Origin of the sequence: Pseudomonas sp. MF6747 (assembly GCF_963890955.1) — a bacterium.
Classification (GTDB): Bacteria; Pseudomonadota; Gammaproteobacteria; order Pseudomonadales; family Pseudomonadaceae; genus Aquipseudomonas.
This window is the reverse complement of record NZ_CAWPSZ010000050.1, coordinates 306,732-327,157: the sequence shown is the minus strand read 5'-3', so window position 1 is coordinate 327,157 and position 20,426 is coordinate 306,732. Positions and strand designations below refer to the sequence as shown.

14 protein-coding genes and 1 tRNA gene are annotated in these 20,426 nt (G+C 60.9%); 9 read left to right on the top strand and 6 right to left on the bottom strand.

Annotated elements, in window-relative coordinates; genetic code table 11:
- Positions 1–48: 48 nt before the first annotated feature.
- Positions 49–261 (top strand): cold-shock protein, encoded by a 213-nt coding sequence (locus AACW30_RS27005; RefSeq protein WP_014339904.1) that lies wholly within the window; start codon positions 49–51, stop codon positions 259–261.
- A 94-nt stretch (positions 262–355) separates the two neighbouring features.
- A complete protein-coding gene (locus AACW30_RS27000) occupies positions 356–844 on the top strand; it encodes an RDD family protein (protein WP_124418356.1) in 489 nt (162 codons plus the stop codon).
- A 130-nt stretch (positions 845–974) separates the two neighbouring features.
- On the opposite strand, the gene nadA is transcribed toward AACW30_RS27000, so the two are convergent.
- The 3 genes from nadA to AACW30_RS26985 all read right to left on the bottom strand — a co-directional run bounded on the left by nadA (position 975) and on the right by AACW30_RS26985 (position 5,261).
- On the bottom strand, positions 975–2,033 hold the full coding sequence (nadA, locus tag AACW30_RS26995) for a quinolinate synthase NadA (RefSeq protein WP_106578396.1): 1,059 nt from the start codon (positions 2,031–2,033) through the stop codon (positions 975–977).
- Between the two features lie 234 nt (positions 2,034–2,267).
- Positions 2,268–3,845 carry a lactate dehydrogenase gene (locus AACW30_RS26990; protein ID WP_234452526.1) on the bottom strand — a complete coding sequence of 526 codons (1,578 nt, stop codon included), beginning with the start codon at positions 3,843–3,845 and terminating at the stop codon, positions 2,268–2,270.
- 129 nt (positions 3,846–3,974) lie between these two features.
- On the bottom strand, positions 3,975–5,261 hold the full coding sequence (locus AACW30_RS26985) for an OmpP1/FadL family transporter (RefSeq protein ID WP_200623867.1): 1,287 nt from the start codon (positions 5,259–5,261) through the stop codon (positions 3,975–3,977).
- A 413-nt stretch (positions 5,262–5,674) separates the two neighbouring features.
- On the opposite strand from AACW30_RS26985, the gene AACW30_RS26980 reads away from it, so the two are divergent.
- The 7 genes from AACW30_RS26980 (at position 5,675) to pstB (ending at position 18,658) form a co-directional block, all read left to right on the top strand.
- Positions 5,675–7,672, top strand: a complete 1,998-nt coding sequence (locus tag AACW30_RS26980; protein WP_234452525.1) for a hybrid sensor histidine kinase/response regulator — start codon at positions 5,675–5,677, stop codon at positions 7,670–7,672.
- A gap of 319 nt (positions 7,673–7,991) precedes the next feature.
- Entirely contained in the window at positions 7,992–9,707 is a 1,716-nt protein-coding gene (locus AACW30_RS26975; protein ID WP_200623866.1) for a ShlB/FhaC/HecB family hemolysin secretion/activation protein, read from the top strand.
- 107 nt (positions 9,708–9,814) lie between these two features.
- Positions 9,815–14,770: a hemagglutinin repeat-containing protein gene (locus tag AACW30_RS26970; RefSeq protein ID WP_200623865.1), complete on the top strand. Its 4,956-nt coding sequence runs from the start codon at positions 9,815–9,817 to the stop codon at positions 14,768–14,770.
- A gap of 172 nt (positions 14,771–14,942) precedes the next feature.
- Positions 14,943–15,959 (top strand): phosphate ABC transporter substrate-binding protein PstS, encoded by a 1,017-nt coding sequence (gene pstS, locus AACW30_RS26965; protein WP_119737129.1) that lies wholly within the window; start codon positions 14,943–14,945, stop codon positions 15,957–15,959.
- A 55-nt stretch (positions 15,960–16,014) separates the two neighbouring features.
- The gene (pstC, locus tag AACW30_RS26960) at positions 16,015–17,010 is read left to right on the top strand and encodes a phosphate ABC transporter permease subunit PstC (RefSeq protein WP_200623864.1); all 996 of its coding nucleotides are present in this window, start codon (positions 16,015–16,017) and stop codon (positions 17,008–17,010) included.
- Positions 17,007–17,879, top strand: a complete 873-nt coding sequence (pstA, locus tag AACW30_RS26955; protein ID WP_106578392.1) for a phosphate ABC transporter permease PstA — start codon at positions 17,007–17,009, stop codon at positions 17,877–17,879. The genes pstC and pstA overlap by 4 nt, the downstream gene beginning before the upstream one ends.
- The gene (gene pstB / locus AACW30_RS26950; RefSeq protein WP_106578391.1) at positions 17,879–18,658 is read left to right on the top strand and encodes a phosphate ABC transporter ATP-binding protein PstB; all 780 of its coding nucleotides are present in this window, start codon (positions 17,879–17,881) and stop codon (positions 18,656–18,658) included. Before pstA ends, pstB begins: the two co-directional genes overlap by 1 nt.
- A 210-nt stretch (positions 18,659–18,868) precedes the next feature.
- Here pstB and AACW30_RS26945 read toward each other — a convergent pair.
- The 3 genes from AACW30_RS26945 to queE form a co-directional block, all read right to left on the bottom strand.
- Positions 18,869–18,944: transfer RNA gene (locus AACW30_RS26945), tRNA-Lys, on the bottom strand.
- A 63-nt stretch (positions 18,945–19,007) separates the two neighbouring features.
- Positions 19,008–19,685, bottom strand: coding sequence for a 7-cyano-7-deazaguanine synthase QueC (gene queC / locus AACW30_RS26940; RefSeq protein WP_234452524.1), 678 nt, complete (start codon positions 19,683–19,685; stop codon positions 19,008–19,010).
- A gap of 1 nt (position 19,686) precedes the next feature.
- Positions 19,687–20,334: a 7-carboxy-7-deazaguanine synthase QueE gene (gene queE / locus AACW30_RS26935; RefSeq protein ID WP_106578389.1), complete on the bottom strand. Its 648-nt coding sequence runs from the start codon at positions 20,332–20,334 to the stop codon at positions 19,687–19,689.
- Positions 20,335–20,426: the final 92 nt, after the last annotated feature.

Here is a 20,426-nt window from a genome sequence, read left to right as displayed (position 1 = left end):
ATGTGAAAGGGGCTGTCATTAATTTTTTTGCGTCAAGGAAATAAGAAAATGGCTGATCGTCAGAGCGGTACCGTCAAGTGGTTTAACGACGAGAAAGGGTTTGGTTTTATCACTCCAGAAAGCGGTCCGGATCTGTTCGTGCACTTCCGCGCTATTCAGGGCAACGGCTTCAAGAGCCTCAAAGAAGGCCAGAAAGTGACGTTCGTCGCCGTGCAAGGCCAGAAAGGCATGCAGGCTGACGAAGTACAAGCAGAAGGCTGATCCTTGCTGCGACAAAAAGCCCCTGATGGTGACATCAGGGGCTTTTTTATAAGCGTTTGCTCGTAAAATGGCTTTTTCCTCTAGAGAGACTGCCATGTCCAAACCCCTGCTGAGCCCCCAAGGCGAGTTTCCCGCCGTTGGCCTGGGCCGTCGCCTGGCAGCGATGTTTTATGACTTTCTCCTGTGCACTGCCTTGCTGATCGTCACGGCGTTTATCTACAAGCTGGTGTGGATGGCCTTTATCGGCGAGGCGAAGATGCGCGCACTCACCGAGTCCGGCGCGCTGGACGGAGACCCGTTGCTGTCGACGATTCTGTTTTTTGTGTTATTTGGTTTTTTCGCCAAGTTCTGGACCTATTCCGGCCAGACCCTGGGCATGCAGGTGTGGGGCGTGCGCGTGCAGAACGCCGACGGCTCGCGGATCAGCCTGTGGCAAGCGCTGTTGCGGTTTGTGGTGTCGATTGCGTCGTGGTTGTGCGTTGGGCTGGGTTTTATCTGGTCGCTGTTTGATAAGCAAAAACGCAGCTGGCATGACATCTATTCGGATACGCAGCTGGTGCGGATTCCGAAGCAGAAAAAGTAATTCCAAACTACACAAAACAACTGTGGGAGCTGGCTTGCCTGCGATGCAGCACCTCGGTCTATCAGGCAGACCAGGGTGATGCTATAGCAGGCAAGCCAGCTCCCACATTTTGACCGTGTTTACAATTAAATTAAGCGTTGCCGGCAAGCTTGAGGCGCGCCGCCTGGGTGAAGTCCAGCATGCGCTTTAACGGCCGCACCGCGTGCGGAATCACCGACGGCTCGACGAAGATCTCGTTGCTGCCCTCGCGCAGGCACTGCAGCGTGCGTTCCAGTGTATTCATCGCCATCCATGGACAATGCGCGCAACTGCGGCAGGCCGCGCCGTTGCCGGCAGTCGGTGCCTCGATGAAGACCTTGTCCGGGCACAGCTGCTGCATCTTGTAGAAAATGCCGCGGTCGGTCGCGACGATAAACGTCTTGTTCGGCAGGCGCTGGGCCGCTGCAATCAATTGGCTGGTGGAACCCACGGCATCGGCCAATTCAATCACCGACGTCGGCGACTCCGGGTGCACCAGAATCGCGGCATCCGGGTACAGCGCCTTCATGTCCTCGAGCTGCTTGGACTTGAACTCTTCGTGGACGATGCACGCGCCGTCCCACAGCAGCATGTCTGCGCCGGTCTGGCGCTGAATGTAGGTGCCCAGGTGCTTGTCCGGCCCCCAGATAATCGTCTCGCCGTTGTCCATCAGGCTTTCGACGATTTCCAGTGCGCAGCTTGAGGTAACGACCCAATCGGCCCGCGCCTTCACCGCCGCCGAGGTGTTGGCATACACCACCACCGTGCGCTCGGGATGCTGATCGCAGAACGCCGAAAATTCCTCCACCGGGCAGCCAAGATCCAGGGAGCAGGTGGCTTCCAGGGTGGGCATGAGGATGCGTTTTTCGGGCGTAAGAATTTTGGCGGTCTCGCCCATGAAACGCACACCGGCGACCAGTACGGTCTTGGCCGGGTGGGCTGCGCCGAAGCGGGCCATTTCCAGGGAGTCGGAGACACAGCCGCCGGTTTCTTCGGCCAGGGCCTGAATCACCGGGTCGCAGTAGAAGTGGGCGACCAGCACCGCGTCCTGAGCCTTGAGCTCGGCGGCGATGGCGGTACGCAGGCTTGCCTCTTCTTCGGCGCTGAGCGCCTTGGGCTGCTTGGCGTCGAGGTGAGCTTGAACCAGTAGGCGTTCGGAAATTTGCGTCATGTTCGCAAGACCTGCAGGCGCAGTTGCGCGAAAGTCGAGTGTACCACCGGCTCTGGAGCCTTTCGGGCGCCGCCGGACGAAGTGATTGTGTTCATCAAGCACGGGTGAAGCTGCGCAAGGCTACAGAATATCGAATCGATTCAAAAGCCTAATCTGGCCTGCGCAGGCGCGCTGGTCGGGCAAAAAAACGGGAAGGCTCATGACTGGGCCTTCCCGCTTTGACCACGCCGAACGTCAGCGCATCAGCACATCCGGATCGTTCTGCAACAGGATCGAGTCATGCATGTTGGCCAAGGCATCCTTCAAGGGTGACTGCTCCAAGGCATCCTTGTACTTTTTGCTCGCCTGGGCGGCGTGCTCAAGCAGCGCCAGGTAGTCGCGCCTGGTTGAGGCTTCCTTTGGCACCACGCTGTCTTGCACCCGGTTGCCCATCACGTACTTCTGCGTGTGGGTGTTCTGGGAAGCCGATTGGGTAACGGACGCATTCGTCAGTCGGCCGTCTTTATAGGCGAAGGTTGCGGTGCTGCTGGCCTTGTCCTGCACTTGCACATACAGGTAATTCTGCGATTCGCGAGAGCCGTCAAAAACCGGCGGTTTGCCACCGTCGAGGCCTTTATGGAAGCTGGCCGACAGCAGCGATTGCTGGTTCTGGGTGACGCTGCGGTCGCCCATGCTGCGGCCATTGACCTGGGTCTTCTGCGACACGCTGTAGGAAAAGCCCTCAACTTCCGACCGACGCATCGAATTGGGCGCGCCCGCCGCCTGTTTGATCGAGGCCTTGAAGTCAGCCAGGCCCGTCAGCAAGCCTTTGTCGGTCGGGTTATGAGTCAGCGGGTTCGCAGCGCCAGCCCCGGGCGGATAGTTGCTGTTCATGGCGCTAAACGCGTCCTTGAACATGGCCATCAGGTCCGCGTTGGCACTGCCGCGCTGCTCGACGCGGTCGAACTGCGCTAGGTAGGTTTGCAGCGCCTTGGCCTGCTGCTTGGCATTGCCGAGGATCGCCGCGTTTCTCAGGTCCACCGTGAGGTCAATCTGACCCGCCGGGCCACTCATGCGCGTGGTACGGCTCTCGCTGTCGGCATGAAAGGCCAGAGTAATGTCCTCACCGTTCGAGGCCTTCACCTTGGCATTGAGGTCCACCGACGACAGCAGCTTGGCGTCGAACTGAGTCAGCTTGCTCAAGTCGAGTTTCGGCGGCACGGCGGTCAGCCCGTCGACCGAGGCCTGGAATGCGCTGCCCAACTGGCCGACGGCCTTGAGTTCATCGGCGGTCAACTCCCCGCCTTCTACAGTGGCCTGTACGCCCAGGCCATCTTTCTGGCTGGACAGGCTGAACGTCACCGTCTTGCCGCTGGCAGTCTTGATGCTGAGGCTGACCTGGTTGTCGGCCTTGCTGTGCAGCAGCGTCTGGTCCGCCTTGATTGCATCGGTGTCGCCGGCGCGGTCAGCGGTGGTGTTGAGCAGCGACTGGGAAATAGCGGCACCGCCACCTTTGGTGAATTGGTCCACCAACGCAGCGCCCAGCCCACTGTAGCGGCTGGCCGTAGTGACCGAGTGGAAGCCGGAGTTGATGACCCAGGTGATCGAATCATCGCTGTTGTTTTCCCAGGTCCGCACGCTTTCCTGGCCGGGCAACAAGCCGTTTCGAGAATAGGTATCGACGACATCGGCTGCCGGATTGCCAAGGCTGACCACTGAAGAAGGCCGCGTCGGTGAGACATCGAGGGTGTTCGCCAAGGTGGCCGGCGGCGTGCTGGTCGCAGCCCGAACCACAAGGGGATTAGTCGCTACAACAGGCGTTAGCGTAGTCATGACAGTCCGTGTCTTAAAAGCTGAGTAGCGTTCAATCTAACCAAGACACGCCGGGATTAACAGCGCTGAAACCAAAATGGAAGGCAAAGAGCCATGCCAAAAAACTGGCTCTTCGCCGGATTGCATCGATCAGAAGCGGTAAGTCACCGAGCCCCCGAAACCATTGGCGCTGTTCTCATACTTGGCATCGTAGGTCAGTGCCAACTGAGGGTTGTTGTCGCGAATCTTGATCGGTTCTTCCTTCAGGTAGGAATAGGCCACGTCAAAGGTCAGGTTATCCACTGGCGTCCAGCCGGCACCGAGGCTAAACACGGTACGGTCGCCTGTAGGAATACGTACGGAACGGTCGGTGTTGTTGGTCGGCGTCTGGTCCACCGAGAAGCCGGTGCGCAGCACCAGTTGTTTGTTGAGCTGATACGAAAGGCCGATCGCATGGGACCACGTGTCGTGCCAGTGCTCCTGCTCGGTGATGGAATCCAGGCCTGCCAGCTCAGCCGTCAGGTCGGACACGCCGGAATTGTTCACCGTGATCTTCTTCAACTGGCTCCAGCGGGTATAGGTGCTGCCCACGTAAAGGGTCAAGGCATCGGTCAGCTGGTGAGTGACGGAAAAGTCCACGGAAGAAGGCGTGGTCACATTCAGCTTGGCGTCGTACTTCTGTGCCCCGCCATCCAACAGGTCGGAGAGCACGCCCGAGGCGTCGGTATGGCCACTCAAGTGATACACCACTTGCGAATGGTAGGTGAGGCCGACGCGGGTACTGTCCAGCGCCTGCACCAGGATACCGGCGTTAAAGCCCATCGCGGTGTCGTCGCCCTTGATCTTGGCCGTTTCCGTCCCCAGCCCGAACGCCGGTACCTTGGAGTCAAGCTCGCCGCTGATTTTGTTGAAGGTCGGGCCGAAACCTACCGACACCTTGTCGTTGAACGCGTAGCTGACGGTCGGCTGCACGGTGAGGACTTGAATCTTGCTCTTATTCCCAAAGCCATTGCCCTGGAAGCTGTGTTCATAGTCGGTCACCAGGCCAAACGGTGCGTAGATCCCCAGGCCGAACGCCCAGTGCTCATCGATCGGCGTGACCAGGTAACCCATCGGCACGGCAATGCCGGGGACCATGTCGCCCTTGTTGGTGCCGGGATTATCGACGCCGCCCTGGCTGGAGCTGGCGTCCTTGATATTGGTTTTGGCATCCAGGTAGGTCGCCCCGATGCTGACTTCATTGTGCTTGAGGCGCGACATGCCGGCCGGGTTGCCAAACACCGTGCTGGCGTCGTCGGCCGAGGAAGAACGCCCGGCGTAACCGGTGCCCATTGAACTGATGCTTTGTTCATTGAGGGCGAAGCCACCGGCCAGCAGTTGTGTAGAGGCAAGCGAAACGCAAAGCGCCAGGGCGCCTTTAAGAGTTTTGTTATTCATTATTAGGACTCGAATAATTGGTCAGCGCCGGGAAAACTACCAACGTTCGAGCGCGGCGTTTATGAAGAGTTTTTCATGCACGGGATTGTCGGACAATTCTAGATTTTTCAAAGACTTTGCTTGTTTTTAAGCGTCTTTTTATGACCTTTGAACCTGATCGTGACCGCCCGGTTTTATCTGCCCTTCACGCCAGGGCGGTCCGCCCTTGAAAGCTGAACCCAGTCACACGCGGGCACGGGGTGCGCGCGATTGCATTGAGGGTGTCTGGCTGACGCGTCGCGAGTACCCGACGCCTGAGCGTCAACCCCAACGCTTTGCCGGCGCCAGTCAGCACCGTACGTGCGGAAGTCGCTGGTGGGATAGATATCGTAATGACATGATAAGGCCCATTTAACCCATTCGGCCAAACTCAAATGAATACCACTGTCGGGATCGGCTCAGAGCCAAGCGAGCTGGCCGCCACCGGCTTGGGCAGAAGCGAAGCGTTTACCGAGCGCGTTCTGGCCAGCATCAACGATTGCATCAAGGTTCTGGACCTCGATGCCCGCCTCACCTTCATGAGCGAAGGCGGCATGAAAATCATGGAAGTCAGTGACTTCAACGCGATCCGCGGCTGCCCCTGGCCCGACTTCTGGCAGGCCAAGGGAAACACGGATGCCAAGGCTGCCGTAGAGGCCGCCAAAAATGGCGAAAGCGCAAGTTTCATCGGCCCTGCCGAGACGTTGGCCGGCAACCTGAAATGGTGGCATGTGCAGGTCAGCCCGATCCTCGACAGCGACGGCCGGCCGGAACAGATCCTGTGTGTCTCGCGTGATATCACCGCCCTGCGTGAAGCCGAAGAGTCCCTGCGCACACTCAACGAATCCCTTGAGCAAAGGGTGATGGAGCGCACGCGCGATCGCGATCGTATCTGGCGCCTGTCGCCGGACCTGATGCTGGTCGCCCAGCTCGACGGCGTCATCTCTGCGGTGAACCCGGCCTGGACACGCATGCTCGGCCACACCGAACATGATTTGGTGGGCAGCCAGCTGCTGGCCCTGGTGCACCCGGAAGACCTCGCGGTCTCCTCCTCGGCGGTCAGCCGCCTGGGGGACGGCAAGAATTTTCCCAACTTCAAGAACCGTTACCGCCACCAGGATGGCAGCTACCGCATGATCGCCTGGACCGCCGTGCCCGACAGCGACTACATCCACGCGGTGGGCCGGGATATCCAGGCCGAAGAAGAAGCCAAGGAAGCCCTGCGCTTGTCGGAAGACGCCCTGCGTCAATCGCAGAAGCTTGAAGCGATCGGCCAACTCACCGGCGGCGTCGCACACGATTTCAATAACCTGCTGACGGTCATCAAGTCTTGCGCTGACTTGCTCAAGACGCCTTCTTTGAGCGAAGAGCGGCGCATCAAGTACGTGGAAGCCATTGCCAGCACCGTGGACCGCGCCGCGCGTCTGACCGCCCAACTGCTGACCTTCGCGCGCCGCCAGGCGCTGCGTCCGGAGGTTTTCAACGTCGGCAACAGCGTACTGCGCGTGGGCGAAATGATGGACAGCCTGACCGGCTCACGCGTCAAGGTCACCATCGAGGTGCCGCAGGAACCCTGCTTTATCAACGCCGATGAAAGCCAATTCGACACTGCCCTGGTGAATATGGTGGTCAATGCCCGGGATGCCATGGCCGGCAATGGCCAATTGGCGATCCGGGTGGCAACCGCTACGTGGCTGCCTTCAGTGCGCGCCCATCCGGTGCGAGTCGCCGAATACGTGACCATTGAGTTGAGCGACACCGGTTCGGGCATTCCTCCGGAAAAGCTCGACGCCATCTTCGAACCCTTCTACACCACCAAGGGCATTGGCCAGGGCACCGGGCTGGGGTTGTCGCAGGTGTACGGCTTTGCCAAGCAGTCGGGCGGTGAAATCCTGGTGCGAAGCGAATGCGGCAAAGGCAGCCAGTTTATGTTGTACCTGCCCAAGGTCGAGGCCGGCTTGATGCCCGTCATCCAGGACAGTTACGACGTCCCCATCGCCACGGACCTGTGCGTGCTGATGGTTGAGGACAACCCCGACGTCGGCCTCTACACCTCGCAGACCCTGGAGCAAATGGGTTTCAAAGTGCTTTGGGTCGCGGACGCCAACAGTGCGCTCGAGGCCCTCGCGCCGAACCCCGAAAGCTTCCAGGTGGTGTTCTCCGACATTTCCATGCCGGGCATGAGCGGACTGGAATTGCTCGATGCGCTCGAAGCCCTCTACCCGTGGCTGCCGGTGGTGCTCACCACGGGTTACAACGACGAATACGCACGTATCGCCCAGGAAGAAGCCCAGCGTTTTGTGCTGTTGCAAAAGCCCTACTCCACCGAAGCACTGGCCGTGCTGCTGCAGAAAGTCGTCAAGAGTCGCTTGAACCTCACCGCACAAAGCTAAGCCTGAGACGGGGCCGCACCCGCCCCGTCTATAAACACTTCGATTAAGCAGTTTCTCTGCAACAATCAAAAACCGACCCGCGCCCTGGCACTGCCACCAAAACCCGTAAAACCAACCCCCAACCCACGCCCATGCCCCGCGCTCGCACCACCTTTGTGCATTTTTTTACTGAATAACGCGGCATTCCTCACGTTTTACGTAATAAATCCTACAGCCGATGTAACAAACCGTTTAATGATGACTCAAGTGCGGCAAGTCCTCTGAGTCCAAGGTTTGGCTCAGCGGCCGTTTGTCAGTATTTCTACGTTAAGGATGTCGAGTGCCGAGTCAGCCCTCAACCGAACGCCGGTGTTATCTGCGCGGACTGGGTATTGCCCTGCTCTGCCTGTGCGCGCTGCCGGCTGCCGCCGCCGATGCGCCGCAGCCAGGTCAGGAAGCGTTGCGCCTGCAGCAGCAACAGCAGCGCGACCTGCAGCAATTACAACTGGAGCAGCGCCAACGGCAGATGCAACGAGGCAGTTTCGGTACGCAACCGGCCACGCCAGCCCTGCCTGCGGACATCACCAGGGACCAGCGTTGCTGGCCGTTGAGCGGTACACACCTGGTCGGTGTCACGCTGTTCAGCAAGGCTGAGCTGAGCAAGCACATCGACCCCTATGTTGCGCCCTGCATGGGCGTTATCCAGATCAATCGCCTGCTGGCCGAGATCACCCGGCTGTATGTCGAAGCCGGTTATATCGCCAGCCGTCCGTACCTCGTCAGCACGCCCGTTGCCGGTCAGCCGCTGGATATTCACGTCGAAGAAGGCTACCTGGAAGCCATCGAGCTGGCCGACCAAAGCCTGCCGGTGTCGTTAGGCGGCGCGTTTGCGGGGATGCTCGGCAAGCCGCTGAACCTGCGCGACCTGGAGCAAGGCCTGGACCAGCTCAACCGTCTGCGCTCGGTCGACCTCACTGCCGACATCGCCCCTGGCAGTGCGCCGGGCGCCTCGCGCATTATCCTGCGCTCGCGCAGCAGCGCCTCACGCTGGGGTCTGGGGCTGGGCGTGGATAACCTTGGCAGCGCCGGCACCGGGCGTGATCGCAACGCCATCAGCCTGAGCCTGGACAGCCCGCTGCAGCTTAACGATGCGCTCAACCTGAGCTTCAGCGACACCCTCAACCACGGCCCGCGCTACAGCCGCAGCAACAGCCTGTTTTATTCGATTCCTTATGGTTATTGGACCTACAGCCTGTTCGCCAGCCACACCGAATACCGCTCGCCGTATAAGCTCAGCCGCGCCACGTTTTACAACAGTGGCCGCACCGATCAGGTCAGCTTGCGCACCGACCGCGTGCTGTGGCGCGACCAAAGCCATCAACTCAGCGCCAACCTGCAACTGGCCTATAAGGACGTCGACAGCTACCTGCAAAAGGTTCGCCTGGGCATCCAGAGCCCGACGCTGACTGTGGCCGAGGCTGGCGTGAATCTGTTCTGGCTCAACAGCGCGGTGTGGAACCTCGATGTCAATTACGCCCAGGGCCTGACCTGGTTCGGCGCCGATCGCGATGCTGACCACACGCAGAACAACCTGCCCCAGGCGCAATTCCACAAGTACCGCGCCAACCTCACCCAATGGCGCAACGGCCAATGGCAGGGCCAAGCGTGGCAATGGCAGAGCCAACTCTCGGCGCAATACAGCCCGGATACGTTGCCCGCCATCGAACAATTGCTGGGCACCGACGACTCGGCGGTGCGCGGCTACCGCGACAACAGTGCATCCGGGGCCATCGGCGCGGTGTGGCGCAACACCTTGCGCCTGCCGCTGAACAGCGACCTGCCGATAAAAATCACGCCACGCCTGGGCCTGGACAACGGCTGGGTCAAGCGCGAACACGGCGCACCGGGCCAACGCCTGAGCGGGGCCAGTGCCGGGCTCAACCTCAGCTGGAAGAACGTGCAACTGGACCTCGATTACCAACGCAACCTCAACACCCCCACAGGGTTTGGCCAGGAGCCGGAGGTCTGGCTGACGCGCTTGAGCCTGCAAATATGAGCAACCACCGGTTTTTAGCCTGAGTCAACCGCCGTACCTGACCCCCTCAGCAGCGTTGCAACGAACAACGCACGTCGCGGATCAGCCAACACAGAGCGAATATATTTATGCCGACTGACACCCATACGTTTCACCTTTCCCCTCAGGGCAAACTGCGCTGGGCCATCGCCAGCCTGTTCCTGCTGCCGCAGCTGGTGCTGGCCGGTGGCTTGAGCGTCGTCCAAGGGCCTGGCGGTACCCCGCAGCTGCAAAACCAGGGCGGCGTGCCCATCGTCAACATCGTCGCGCCGAACGCCGGTGGCCTGTCCCACAACCAGTTCCTGGACTACAACGTCGATCGCCAGGGCGTGGTGTTGAACAACGCCTTGCAGGCCGGCCAATCGCAACTCGCCGGGCAGTTGGCGGCCAACCCGCAGTTCCAGGGCCAGGCGGCGAGCGTGATCCTTAACGAAGTGGTGAGCCGCAACGCCTCGGCCATCAACGGCGCCCAGGAGATTTTTGGCCGCGCCGCCGATTACGTGCTGGCCAACCCCAACGGGATTTCCGTCAACGGCGGCAGTTTCATCAACACGCCGAATGCCAACCTGGTGGTGGGCCGGCCTGAACTCAACGACGGCAAGCTGCAAGGTTTGAACACGCGCGATGCCAGCGGCCAACTGACGGTGCAAGGCCAGGGCCTGCAAAACGGCGCGGGTTCGATCAACCTGATCGCGCCGCGCATCGACAGCGACGGGCGCCTCAGCGCGCGTGACCAATTGAACCTCACGGTGGGGCGCAATCAGGTTGACTATGCCAGCGGCCAGGTGCGCCAGGTCGACCCGGCGAGCAAAACCCAGGACCAGCGCATCGACGCTCGTCTATTTGGGGCCATGCAGGCTGGCCGCATCAACATCATCAGCACCGCCGAAGGTGCCGGCGTGCGGGTGGGCGCTGTGCAACTCGAAGGCCGCGACGGGGTGAAGGTCAGCTCGGCCGGCGACCTCGGTATCAGCGGCCAGGTCCACGCCGACAGCCTCGCCGCCACCCGCGCCGGCGTGCACAGTCGCCAGGGCGATGTCGACGTGCACAGCGCCAAGGACTTGAGCCTGGCTGCCGCTGACGTCAGCGGGCGCAACGTCAAGCTCGACGCCGGCCGCAACCTGACGCTCAGCACGCTGGAAAGCCGCACGCTGCAAGAGAAGCGTGAACAGTGGAACAACAGCAACTTCCTGTTCACCTACGAAACCTACGAGCGCACCACCACCGACAAGGACTCGCGCCAGCACGGCAACAGCGTCGTCGCGCAGCAAAACGCCGCGCTGTCGTCTGGCGCCAACACCGAGATCAAGGCCAGCACCGTCGAAGCGGGCCAAGCCCTGCGCGTCAACAGCGGCGCCGACCTGCAATTGAGTGCCGCCACCCAAACCCATGAAACCCGCGACCAGGGCAACCATCGCAAGCACCTGTGGAAAGCCAACTGGGACAACTCCAGCAGCGAACAGCGCAGCGTCACCAGCAGCCTCAAGGCCGGCAAGACGCTGGCGCTGACCAGCCAGCAAACATTGCAGCTGCAGGGCGCCGAGTTGAAATCGGCGGGCGATATTCAATTGGCCGCCCGCCAAGTGGACATCACCAGCGCCAGCCGCACCCAGAGCAGCCGCGACAACGCTTACTCCGGTGACCTGACTGGCGGCAGTTTCTTCGGCAAGAACGGCGACGGCGACAAGGGCAAGACCCTGAACACCGGCAGCAAGGTCAACGCCGACGGCAAGCTGATCGTCCAAGCCGACGAGGTGCGCATCAGCGGCAGCCAGGCGCGCGGCGGCCAACAGGCCAGCGTGATCAGCGACAACGGCTCGCTGGTGATCGACGGCGTGCAAGACACGTCCCACGACAACAGCCACAGCAACGACAGTAAGTTCTTCGGCATCAGCAAGGATGAAAGTCGCAAGAACCTCAAGGACAGCACCGTGGTCGCCAGCGACCTGCGCTCGGACAGCAACCTCACACTGCACAGCGCCAAGGACATCAGCGTCAGCGGCGCCAAGGTTTCTGCGGCAGGCGAACTGCAAGCGGATGCCAAGGGTGACATCAAAGTCGCTTCGGCTGAAAACACCTCCCACACCACCACCAGCACTCACACGCGGGGCTTTGATGGCTACGCCAAGGAAACCGCCGACGGCAGCCGTCAATACCGGGCGGGCGTGAACTATGCAGACCAGCAGCACACCAGCAAAACCGCTACCACGAAGCAGCAGGCCTCCAGCCTCAGCGGCGCCAGCCTGGCCGTGACGGCAGGTGGCGAGGTGAGCATCAAAGGCTCCGACCTTAAAGCCACAGCAGGCGATGCGAGCGTGAGGGGTAAAAACGTTGAATTGCTGGCGACCGATGACAGCACCCGCAATCAAACCGACGCGGCCACCACTGCCGGCGGCGTGTACTACACCGGCGGCCTGGACCGAGCCGGCAGTGGTGCGCAGTTCAGCCATCAGAGCAGCCATGACACCCGTGACGAAACCACAGCGCAAACCAGCCGCGTGACGTCGGCCGGCACGCTGACGATCAACGCCGGCAACACCCTTACCAGCCAGGGCGCGCAGGTGAAGGCGGGTTCCGCGTTGCAGGTCAATGCGGCCCAGGTCGATAACCAGGCGGCGCATAACACCCAGACCAGTACCCACAAGCAGAACGGTTGGACCGCCGACGTCGGTGCCAATGTGGAATACAAAGGCATCACCCGGCCAATCGAAAAAGCCGTCGAAGGCGTGGCCCAGGCCAAATTCCATCAGCCCGGCCTGCTGGATGCCTTCGAGCAACCGAATGTCGGGCTGGATGTGGAAGTCGGCCATGCCAACAAGGTCCGCACGCAGCAGGACAGCACTGCCGTGGTCAGCCAGTTCAGTGGTGGCACGGTGCAGGTCAATGTCGCCAACACTCTGAAGGATCAAGGCACGCAGTACCGCGCCAGCGAGGGCGGGCTGAAGATCAACGCCGGCGAGCACTTCGCCACGGCGGCCGCCAACACCCACAGCAGCAGCGAGCAAGGCGTGGACGCCAAGGCCGGCGTGCGGGTCTACACCAGCACCGGTGAAGACTTGAACATTCGCGGCAGCGGCGCGGGCGGCAGCAGCGATGTACGCGAGTCCGGCAGCACGGCGGTGGTTGGCAGCTATGCCGGAGCCCAGGGTGTGAACATCCAAACCAAGGACGACGCGCGTTATGCAGGCAGCCAGCTCAACGGCGGCCAGGCCGGCGTCAACCTCAAGGCCGGTGGCGAATTGGCGCTGAACCAGGCCAACGATACCCAGAACAACACCGATAACAGCCTGCGTGGCAGCGGTTCATTGACCGTGGGCACGGCACCGGGCAGCAACGGTACGAACATCAACCTCGGTGCCGGTGTGCAACTGGACAACAAGCGCCTGGACGCCCACGACAGTCAGGCGCGCGTCGCGACGCTGCAGGGCAACGGCCCGGTCCAGCTCAGCAGCGGTGGCGACATGACTTTGCAAGGCACTCAGGTCGGCAGCAGCACCGCGAAGACCGGTGACATCAGCCTCAACGCCGGCGGCAAGCTGAACCTGCAGGCGGCCACCGCTACTCACGTGAGCAGCACCAGCAACCTGGGCGGCGGCCTGACGCTGGGGGCCGGCAAGACCAGCAGCGCCGAAAGCAGCGGCACGACTGGCAGCTTGAGCGCCAACTTCAACATCGGCAAAGGCGCGGAAAACGACCAAGGCGTTAGCGTCGGCCAGTTGCACAGCAACGGCAACGTGAGCCTCACCAGCGGCGCCGCCACGGCGGATGCCATCCACTTGCAAGGCACCCAGGTGGTGGCTGACAGCGTCAATCTGGAGGCGCAGAACGGCGGCATCCTGCAAGAATCGGCGCAATCGCCCCAGGCGCATAACACCTGGGGCGTGACCCTGGGCGCAGGCGGCAGCGGCGGCAAAACCACCCTGGCCGACGCCGGTGAGCACGACACACCCAAGACCCAGCACGCCATCAATGCGCGGGCCAAGGTCGACGTGGATCGCCTGCAGGGCACCACCCAGCAGAACAGCCTGATCAAGGCAGATAACGTTGTCATCAACAGTGCCGGTGATACGCACCTGGCTGGCGCGCGGATTGAAGCGCAGCACGTCAGTGGCAACGTCGGCGGCAACCTCGTTGTCGAGAGCCGCAAGGATCAAGTCAGCAGCACCCAGGTCAACGTCGACGCCAAGCTGGATGCCGAAAAAAACCAGCCCGGCGTGGTCAGCAAACTGGCCAAGGCCAGCGGCCCGCTCAAGGACAAGGTGCAAGCCAAGGCCGAGGGCGCGTTCGACAAGCACCGTGAAAAGCTCGAAAACGCCGTGGACACAGGCACCGAGCACCTGGCTTCGGCCAAGGACAGCGTGGTCAACAGCGTCGGCAACGCCAAGGAGCGCCTCGGCGAAAAACTCACCCGCAGCGGCAGCTACGACGTGAACCCCGAGCCGCGTGGCGCCTTCGGTACAGGCGTGGACAAAGCCAAGGCTTACCTGGCGGACAAAAAGGAGGCCGTGGGCACTCGGCTGTCCGACCTCAAGGACAAGGTCTGGCCAAAAACCACTGACAGCTACGCCGTCAGCGGCAAGAACACCACCGGCAGTGCGGTGGCCGATACGGCAGAAGGCGTGCTGTTTGGCGACAAAAGCGGCAACACGTCCTACACCCCGACATTGAAGCTGGACGTCAGCCATGGGGTGAAAGACAGCGTCACTCAAGCGTCGGGCCTGCGCGGTACCCAGGCCGTCAACCTGCAGGTGAGTGGTGAAACTCGCCTCACGGGCGCGCGGATCAGTGCGGACAATGGCAAGGTCGACTTGGGCGGTTCCAAGGTGACGGCAACGACGCTGGCTGGCAGCGACTACCGCGCGGATGTGGGGCTGAACCTGTCCAAATCACCGGTCAACCTGGCGTTGGGGGCCAAGGATGAATTGACCCAAAAACAGGACGACGCCACGCGTAAGGATCAAGCCTTCAACGTTGGGCCGCTGCGGGTGGGCGGGCACAGTGACAACCAGGTGCTGCAGGCGGGGGTCGACCAAAGCATCAACTAAGCAGCACGGCGGCGGTGGACGTGGGCAAGCCCGCGCTCATCGGCGCAAACATTTCTAAATGTTTCTTCATAAAGCCAAACCGTCATTAAACAGACATATCTCAGGAATTAAATCGTCACGTCCTAGACAGGTGGACCTATCCACTTACCCCTTCCCTTGAGGTGTTGTCGTGATGTTGCCGACTAAAAAAAGTCTGTCTGTTCTGTTCGCCGCCCTGTGCCTGAGCGGCGTGGCCCACGCCACTGACGTTACCGGCGCCGGTTCCAGCTTCGTCTACCCGGTGCTGTCCAAGTGGTCGCAGGACTACAGCAAGAACTCCAGCAACCGCATCAACTATCAGTCGATCGGCTCCGGAGGCGGTATTGCCCAAATCAAGGCCGCCACCGTGGACTTCGGCGCCTCCGACGCCCCGCTGTCGGCCGACGAGCTCAAGGCCGGCGGCCTGGGCCAGTTCCCCAGCGTGATCGGCGGCATCGTGCCGGTGATGAACGTCGAAGGTATTGCGCCGGGCCAGTTGAAGCTCGACGGCGACGTGCTGGCGAAGATCTTTCTCGGTGACATCAAGGCCTGGAACGACCCGGCCATCGCCGCGCTCAACCCTGGCTTGAACCTGCCGGTGGCAAACATCACCGTGGTGCACCGCTCCGACGGTTCGGGCACCTCGTACAACTTCACCAACTACCTGGCCAAAGTCAGTGACAGCTGGAAAACCAAGATCGGTTTCGGCACCACTGTGCCGTGGCCGGTGGGTGTGGGCGGCAAAGGCAACGAAGGCGTTTCGGCCTACGTGAAGCAGATCAAGAACTCTATCGGCTTTGTGGAATACGCCTACGCGCTGCAGAACAAGATGACCTACACCCAGTTGAAGAATGCGTCGGGCAAATTCGTCAAACCTGACGCCAAGGCCTTCCAGGCAGCCGCGGACACCGCCGACTGGGCCAATGCCAAAGACTTCAACCTGATCATGACCAATGCCCCAGGCGAAGGCGCGTGGCCGATCACGGCGACCACCTGGATCATCATGTACAAGCAGCCCAAGAATGCCGAGCAAAGCCAGGCAGCGTTCAGCTTCTTCAAATGGTCGCTGGAAAAAGGCCAACAACAGGCAGCAGCGCTGGACTACGTAGCCCTGCCGGACTCCCTGGTGTCGCGCATCGAAGGTTACTGGAAGTCTGACTTCGCCAACTGATTCGCCCTACAACCGCCTTCCTCATTGATTGCGGGAGGCGGTGAGCACATCTGATATGAACGACACCGTCCACCCGCTGGTTATGACTACTCACGCAGGCGACACCGCGGGCGACCGTCGTGCCACCCGCGATCAACGCCACGACTTGTGGTTCAAACGCTCGATGTTCGGCGCAGCCATGCTGGTGTTGGCGCTGCTGGGTGCCATTGCGGCCTCGACCCTGTGGGGCGGCGGCCTGGCGTTCAAGACCTTTGGTTGGAGCTTTATCACCAGCACCGAATGGGATGCGGTGAACAACCACTTTGGTGCTGTGGTGCCGATTTACGGCACCTTGGTCACCTCGTTTCTGGCCTTGCTGATCGCGGTGCCGGTGAGTTTCGGCATTGCGATTTTTCTCACCGAAGTCGCGCCACCCTGGCTGAAGATGCCGGTCGCGTCGGCCATTGAGCTGCTCGCCGGTATCCCCTCGATCATCTATGGCATGTGGGGCCTGTTCGTATTCGGGCCGTTCATGGCCGAACACCTCTCGCCCTTGATCAATGACTACCTGGGTGCCCTGCCCTTTGTTGGCTCGCTGTTCCAGGGCCCGCCGTTGGGAATTGGCATGCTCACTGCTGGCATCGTGCTGGCGGTGATGATCATGCCGTTTATCACCTCGGTGATGCATGAGGTGTTTCGTAGTGTGCCCACGCCGTTGAAAGAATCGGCCTACGCGCTTGGCAGCACTACCTGGGAAGTGGTGTGGGACATCGTCTTGCCCTACACCCGCTCGGCCGTCGTAGGCGGGATTTTTCTCGGCTTGGGCCGCGCCCTTGGCGAGACCATGGCCGTGACCTTCGTACTGGGTAACGCGCAACAGTTTTCCGCGTCCCTGTTGATGCCCAGCAGCTCGATTGCCTCGGTCATCGCCAACGAATTCAGCGAGGCCTACACCGACCTGCATCGCTCCGCGCTGATCGCCTTGGGCTTCTTGCTGTTTATCGTGACATTCGTGGTGCTGGCACTGGCGCGCCTGATGCTGATGCGCCTGTCGCGTAAGGAAGGGTTATGAACACTCACGAACGCCTGTACCGCAAACGCGCGCTTAAAAACGCCGTGGCCATGTTCTTCAGTTGCGGCGCCACCGCCTTTGGCTTGCTGTGGCTGGCGTGGATACTGCTGACCACCCTCATCAATGGGTTTCAGGCGCTCAACCTGCGCCTGTTTACCCAGATGACTCCGCCACCCGGTACCGAAGGCGGACTGGCCAATGCCTTTTACGGCAGCGCGCTGATGTCCGGCATCGCGCTGTTGATCGGCACGCCCATCGGGCTGATGGCGGGAATTTGGCTGGCGGAGTTCGCCCGCCACTCGCGTCTGGGCACCACGGTGCGGTTTATCAACGACATCCTGCTGTCGGCGCCGTCGATTGTGCTGGGCCTGTTTATCTATACCGGCGTCATCCTGCCGCTGAACCTGCTGACCAACCATCAGGTCGGGTTTTCCGCCATCGCCGGCGCCCTGGCCCTGGCGTTATTGGTGATCCCGGTAGTGGTGCGCACCACCGATGAAATGCTCCAGCTGCAACCTTCGACCATGCGCGAAGCAGCCTTGGCATTGGGTGTACCGCAATGGAAGCTGACGCTGCAGATTGTGTTGAGAGCGGCCAAGGCCGGCGTCGTCACCGGCATCCTGCTCGCCCTGGCGCGGATTACCGGGGAAACCGCGCCCTTGCTGTTCACCGCCTTCGGCAATCAGTTCTGGAGCAGCAACCTGCTCAAGCCGATTGCCAGCGTACCCGTGGTTATTTTCCAGTACGCCATGAGCCCGTTCGATGACTGGCACGCGCTCGCCTGGGCGGGTGCACTGGTGCTGACGCTGTTCGTGCTGGTGCTGAGCCTGACATCCCGCCTGATCCTTTTACGCAATAGGTCTCACTGATGGACGCCACCGGCATTGCTCACGAAAAAACCAAAATCCAGGTGCGCGGGTTGGAGTTTTTCTACAACAACCAGCGCTCGCTGAACGCCATCGACATTGATATCCCGGAAAAACGCATCACCGCCATCATCGGCCCTTCAGGCTGTGGCAAATCCACCTTGCTGCGCGTGTTCAACCGCATCTACTCGATGTACCCCAAGCAGGAAGCCCGTGGCGAAGTGCTGCTCAACGGCGAAAACATCCTCGCTCCCGGCTACTCGATGAATCGCCTGCGCAGCCACGTGGGCATGGTGTTCCAAAAGCCGGTGCCGTTTCCGATGTCGATCTACGACAACATCGCCTACGCCGTGCGCCACCACGAAAAACTTTCCCGCCGCGAAATGAACGATCGCGTCGAGCAAGCCCTGCGCGGCGGCGCCCTGTGGGATGAGGTGAAAGACAAACTCAACCAGAGCGCACAGAGCCTCTCCGGTGGCCAGCAACAGCGACTGTGCATCGCACGCACCATCGCGCTGCGCCCGCAAGTGTTGCTGCTGGACGAGCCGACCTCAGCGCTCGACCCCATTTCCACCGGGCGCATCGAGCAATTGATTACGGAATTGAAGACGCAGTACACGGTGATCATCGTGACCCACAACATGCAGCAGGCCGCACGGGTGTCGGACAACACCGCGTTCATGTTCATGGGGGAATTGATTGAGTACGGCAAGACCGACCAGATCTTTACCACGCCGAAGATGAAGCAGACTGAGGATTACATTACCGGGCGGTTTGGCTAACCGCTCGGCGTGGTAAAGCATTGGCGGCTTGGTGGCAGGCTCAGCCCGAGCGGGCTGGATTTACCTATTGATCGATGCACAGGCTGCGATAAGTCTGTATGCCAAGGGCTCGCAGTAAAGCCTGGCGTCGCAAGGCCCAAATCACAGGCAAAAAAAAACCCGGAAATCCTCACTTGCGTGGGCCTTCCGGATTTTCTAAACCGCCAAAAATGGTGGGTCGTGTGGGATTCGAACCTACGACCAATTGGTTAAAAGCCAACTGCTCTACCAACTGAGCTAACGACCCGCTGTGTGGTGGCGCGTATAATACTGATTTCTAAGGATTATTCAACACCTTATTTTAAATAAATCAGAAATAACGCGTTGGGTCAGTAATTCCGGCCGCCTGGAAGCCTTCTGCGCGCAGTCGGCAGGCGTCGCATTTCCCACATGCACGGCCGTCATCGTCTGCCTGGTAGCAGGAAACAGTCAGCGTGTAATCGACGCCAAGTGCTACACCAGTCTTCACAATGTCCGCCTTGGTCATGTTCTGCAGCGGCGCCTGAATATGGAAGCCCTGCCCCTCTACGCCGGCCTTGGTGGCCAGGTTGGCCATGCGCTCGAACGACTCGACGTACGCTGGTCGGCAGTCTGGATAGCCGTTGTAGTCCAGCGCGTTGACACCGATGAAGATGTCGCGCGCATTCAATACTTCAGCCCAGCCAAGCGCCAGAGACAGAAATACGGTGTTGCGCGCTGGCACATAGGTCAGCGGAATGCCTTCACTGGGCGCCTCGGGCACGGCAATGCTGCTGTCGGTGAGCGCGGACCCGCCGATGCCATTGAGGTTGAGACCGATCACCTTATGCTCGACCACGCCCATGTCACGGGCCACGCGCGCGGCGGCGTTCAGCTCGGCGCGGTGGCGCTGGCCGTAGTCGAAGCTCAGGGTGTAGCAGTTGAAGCCTTGGGCGCGGACCATGGCCACCAGGGTGGCCGAGTCCAGACCGCCGGAAAGCAGGATGACTGCACGCTTTTGTTCAGCCATGTCAGCGCCCCGGCTCGTCATTCCACAGGTATTTGTGCAGCTGCAACTGCAGGCGCACCGGCAGGTTGTCCGCCACCACCCAGTCAGCCAGGTCGCGAGCGTTCAGGTCGTGATGGCTGGGAGAGAACAGCACCTCGCCTGCACGACGGTCCAGCCCGTACTGGATCAGCTTGGAAGCCGCCCAGTCATAATCGTCGCGGGAACAGATCACGAACTTGACCTGGTCATTGGCGGTCAGCAGGTCCATGTTGGCGTACAGGTTGCGGTGCGCCTCTTTGGAGCCAGGGGTCTTGAGGTCGACCACACGGCTGACGCGCGGATCCACGGCCGAGATGTCCAGGGCGCCGCTGGTTTCGAGGGAAACCTCGTAACCGGCGTCACACAGCCGCTTGAGCAGCGCGATGGCATTGGGCTGGGCCAGGGGTTCGCCGCCCGTCACACAGACGTAGCGCGGCTTGAAACCGGCAACCTGCTCGATGATGTCGTCCAGGGTGCGCACGGTGCCGCCGCTGAAGGCGTAGGCGCTGTCACAGTATTGGCAACGCAAGGGGCAGCCGGTCAGCCGTACAAATACAGTCGGCAGGCCAGCAGTGCGCGTTTCACCCTGTAACGAGTAAAAAACTTCGGTAATACGTAATGTGTCTTGCATAGTCGCCACGGGCGTAACAGCTAAACAGGCTGTCCGCCTCCGTCAGGCACTTCAAGGAATTGCGCAAACGCGTAAACCCCAGGAAGCGTGTT